At 60.0% G+C, this 4,664-nt stretch carries 2 protein-coding genes; both read left to right on the top strand.

Annotation, left to right across the window (positions count from 1 at the left end; genetic code table 11):
* Nucleotides 1–276: 276 nt before the first annotated feature.
* Nucleotides 277–642: a PilZ domain-containing protein gene (locus ABYV26_RS21260; RefSeq protein ID WP_372683365.1), complete on the top strand. Its 366-nt coding sequence runs from the start codon at nt 277–279 to the stop codon at nt 640–642.
* Between the two features lie 131 nt (nt 643–773).
* Nucleotides 774–4,664 (top strand): hypothetical protein (locus ABYV26_RS21265; RefSeq protein WP_372683366.1); only part of this gene is annotated, 3,891 nt, incomplete at its 3' end.

Below are 4,664 nucleotides of genomic sequence, written 5' to 3' on the forward strand. Positions count from 1 at the left end.
AAATTATTGGTAAAATTAATATGGCATGTCTATTGCTCGGTACTTTTCCAAAAGAGCCGTGGATTTCATTGGTTATTGAACAGAACTCAAGCCGAGCATGACTTCCCCCGCGGTCATGAAAAAAATAGAATTCAATCACCCGGATCCGTATGCTTTTGCCAGCATGCAAGTTAATAAGGATGCCCACTCCTGGTCATTGATTCTGACCGGATGACTCGCAGACGAAAACACAGACGTCAATGACAACCACAGCATGGCGGAAGGATGTGGAAGGCCATGAAAACCGAGCGGCGCAACTATCCTCGACGTCTGATGGCCGGAAAAGATGTATTTGTTTTGGATCATTGCTCGGGAAAGGTGGGCACCCTTCGTGATCTCAGCGTCAGCGGATTGCAGCTGAGTTATCCACCGGACCAATCCACTTGCAATCAGTGGACTCTGATCGACATCTTCACCGGCGAGCGAGAGCGGATAGTGATCTCGGGCCTGACCTGCGAAATGGTTTACGATGTGGCCAGCCTGGCTGAAAACGATAAGTTTAGTGGTTCAAATGTTCGACTCTGCGGGGTTTGCTTCAACGGATTGACGGATGGCCAGAAAGACAATTTGAACAAATTGCTATCCGATGTGACCACTGCCTGAGCAATGGCCGTCGGCCAGGTAAAAAATACTGAACCGTTAACATCAATTTTTTTTCATGTTTAACGACCCACGTTTAAAGACATAGATCGTGTACACAACTCAACTTTGGCCCGCACGAAAGGAGGACCAGAATGCAAACGAATACTGCATTAACACTTACAGGGATCCGCAAGGCGTGCATCGCCCTGATCATCCCGATCTTACTTGCATTCATGTGCGTCAATGCACAGGCATTTTCGATTTCAGTGACCGGTTCAAACGGTATACCGGTGACTGCTTATCGCTATGTCATCGAAGAGGACGCCACGTTTCACCCGGTTCCGGGTGACGCCAGCGTCGATGCCCTGGCATTGAACTTTCACCGCAGCTACATGCCCGTTGTGATGAGCGGAGACTCGGCCGTTGCCGCCGATCAGGCAGCCCTGGCCGCCTGGACGCCGGAAGCGGGGAAACACTATTTCGTGTCCGTGATCCCCAAATCCACCGGCATGTACGCCCTGGGTGGTGCGCCGATCCCAGCCGGTCCCCCCAACCAGACCTCTGTGGCCGTCAGCCTCAATACACTGCCGATACCCACCGCACAGATCTCGATTTTCGTGTTCCAGGACACCGACCCGATCAACAACGCCCCGGACCTGCCCCAGGAAGTGGGCCTGGAGGGCTTCCAGGTGAACCTGGCTGAAGCCGGCGGGCGTTTCGGCGTATCCGGCGGCCCGGTGACCCAGGATGCCTTTGGCAACCTGGTGGTCAATGCGGCCCTGCCTGTCGCCGAACAGACCCCGGGTGTTTTGTTGACCAACGCCAACGGCGTCGTGGTCGTCAAGAACCTGCCGCCGGCCAAATACGGCATCACGATCAGCCCGCCGGCCGGATCGGGGTGGATGCAGACCAGCACCCTTGAGGGGTCTCCCACCATCGATGCGTGGGTCAAGGCCAACGAGCCGCCTTACTTCACCGAATTCGGCCCGGCCGGGCACCACGCCAGCTTCGGTTTTGTCCAGGAATGGGACGGCAGCCAGGATCGACTCGAACCGTTCGGTGTTGCTGACCTTGCCGGCAGTTTTACCATCAGCGGCAGCGTGGTCAGCACGCACCTGTCCCGACCGCCGGTCTACACCTTTTTCCCAGGCCATGCTTTCCCGGATGTCTGGGTGGGATTGAACGACGTCGCCGGCCGTGGATTGTACGCCAGGCCCGCGACCATCGATGCCGGCGGCAACACCGTTTTTTCCATCCCCAATGTGCCCCCGGGCAACTATACCGTGGTCTTCTGGGATGATCCCCTGGACATGGTCTTTGCCGCCCAGGCCGTCACCGTCGTGGACAGCAATGTGGACATGGGCCAGGTTGGCGCCTTCAACTGGTTCACCCACCTGCGCGGCAAGGTCTTTTTCGATACCAACAAGGACGGGTTCCCGGACGACACCGAGCCGGGCCAGTCCTCCTTCGTGACCCTGCGCTTCCGGGACGGTTCCGTCTATGACGGCGGTGAAACCGAACCCGATGGCAGCTACGCCTTTGACGAGGTCTTTCCCTTCTTTGCCTGGCTGGTGGCCGAGGCCGATTTCGCCGCCCCCAGGCGGGCCACCGGCGCCACGGTGGTAGTGGATGCCGGCGGGGAAGTCCCCCCGCACGATGGCTGGACCACGCCTTCCTTCGATCGTCTGAACCCTCAGCCCCAGCCCGATAACGCTGGGTTACCCTACCGTACCGTCCAGGGCGAAGCGATCCTCCAGGGCTTTCAGGGTTTCTTGGGCCAGACCAACGTCATCTACTTCGGTAAAGCCAACTACGACACCAGCCTCGGCGAAAACGGCGGTGTCAGCGGCGTTGTCTCCTACGACGTTACCCGGGCGGAAGGCAACCCGGTGGACAACGTTGCCGAAGAGTGGCAGCCGGGTGTGCCGCGGGTGCCAGTGGCCATTTACCAGTATGATGCCACGACCGAAGGCATTGCTGATATCAACGGTGTGGCCGGCATCCAGCTGGCCGACGTGGACCATTTTCCCTTTGGCTGGGCCGACGGCGGCCCGATGGGTGCTGAGGACATCGAGCGCAGCGGTAGTGACGGGATCTGGGATTTGGGCGACGCCATGGATGCGGCCGCCTCCGACAGCTGGGATGACAGCGTCCCCACCGGCTGCCCCAACGATGACCCGCTCGACCCCTTGGGCTTGGGTACCAAATGCTATGACGGCCTGCGCAACTTCAACCAGGTGCGCGACGCGGTTTACGACGGCGGCTACGCATTCCCCGGCTTCCAGGTTGACCCCGGCGGAGATCCGCTTTTCGAGAACAACGGCGGGTTGCCCCCCGGCCGCTACATCGTCGAAGCCATGCCGCCCCAGGGCTACAAGATCGGACGCGCCCAGGACAAGAACGTGGACTTCGGCGAAGATTACATCGCCCCGGCGGCCTTCCCGCCGGACTGCGTGGGTGACCTCTATCCGGTGCCCCAGTTCCTGGCGCTTTTCCCCGGCGAAGTCGTGCATCCCTTCTACGATCCGGATTCCAACGAGTTCGTCCAACCCTGGAGTGCAGGTCCGGTCATGATACCGGACTGTGACCGCAAAATGGTCACTGTGTCGGCAGGCCAGAACACCCCCGCGGATTTCTTCGTCTTCACCGACGCCCCCGTGGCGGGACACTTGAGAGGCTTTATCCTCGACGACTTGGCCAACGAGTTCGACCCCAACAACCCCAACTTCGGCGAAAAACACGCGCCGCCCTGGGTGCCGGTGGGCATTTACGACTACGACGGCAACCCGATCACGCGCTTGTATTCCGACCAGTATGGCAACTACGACGGGCTGGTGCCTTCGACCTTCACCACCAACATCCCCAGTCCCAGCGGGATGTCGCCCAACATGCTGATCGCCCGCATGAACGATCCGGGACCTATCGAGACATCCCCGGGTGTTTTCGACATCGACCCCTATTTCAAGCGGCAGTACTCCCAGTTCTGCTACACCTTCCAATATATGCCCGGAACGACGACCTATCTGGACACGCCGGTGCTGCCCATCGCCGCTTTCGCGGCCAAGGCTGACCGGCCCCTGGACTGTGAGTTCCCCGACTTCACACCGGTAATCTTTTCGGTCAACGCACCCAATGCTTATGGCGGCGGCCCCTATGTGGAAGTGGCTACAGGCAACAAGATCCTGACGATCACCGCCTGGGGCCAGCAGGAGGTCAGCAACCCGGCCTACACCTTGGGCGGCGCGGAGCCGCTCACCATTACCCGCTTCTACAACTTTGGCAGCAGCGGCCAAGTCAGCATGGTCGATGAGTTTGGTAACAGTGCCGACATCGAAGTGGCAACCTGGGGGGCTAATCTGATCCAGCTGCGCGTGCTTTCCACCACCCCGCCGGGCGTCTACCAGCTCAATGTGACCCGGGCCGCTCAGGGAGGGGTGCCTGAAAGAACCTCCCCGCTGGGTGTGACCGTTAGGGTCGGTCCACTGACAGGAGCCAATATGGTCCGTTCGGTCAGCGCGGGCGGCTCGATTCAGGATGCTATCGACATCGCCAACCCCGGCGACCTGATCCTGGTTGCCCCGGGGGTCTACGAAGAGCTGGTGGTCATGTACAAGGCCGTCAAGCTGCAGGGCTGGGGCGCTCCCAGTGTGACCATCAACGCGGTCAAGCGGCCTGGAGAGAAACTCCAGGCCTGGCGGGACAAAGTCACCAACATCGTCACCACGAACCCTAACTACCTGTTGCCCGGCCAGACCGTCGGTTTCGACCCGGCCAACAACGAACCGGACTTGCTGTCCCGGTCCGAAGGCCCCGGTATTCTAGTGATGGGCACCGAGCCGGCTGTCGACACCGGCGCCTTCCTGCTGGCTGACCGTGCCCGCATCGACGGCATTTCCATCACCGGTGCCGACATCGGCGGCGCCATCGTGGTCAACGGCTACGCCCATGGCCTGGAGATCGGCAACAATCGGCTGTTCTCCAACGAAGGTCACCTCGGCGGCGACATCCAGGTGGGTCAACCGTTCATCGATGCCATCCCCGTG

The sequence above is a fragment of the Desulfosarcina sp. genome, from assembly GCF_041551955.1.
Classification (GTDB): domain Bacteria; phylum Desulfobacterota; class Desulfobacteria; order Desulfobacterales; family Desulfosarcinaceae; genus Desulfosarcina.

Coding starts and splice junctions, on each gene's coding strand:
- ABYV26_RS21260 (WP_372683365.1), top strand. CDS start 277: ATGAAAACCGAGCGGCGCAACTATCCTCGACGTCTGATGGCCGGAAAA.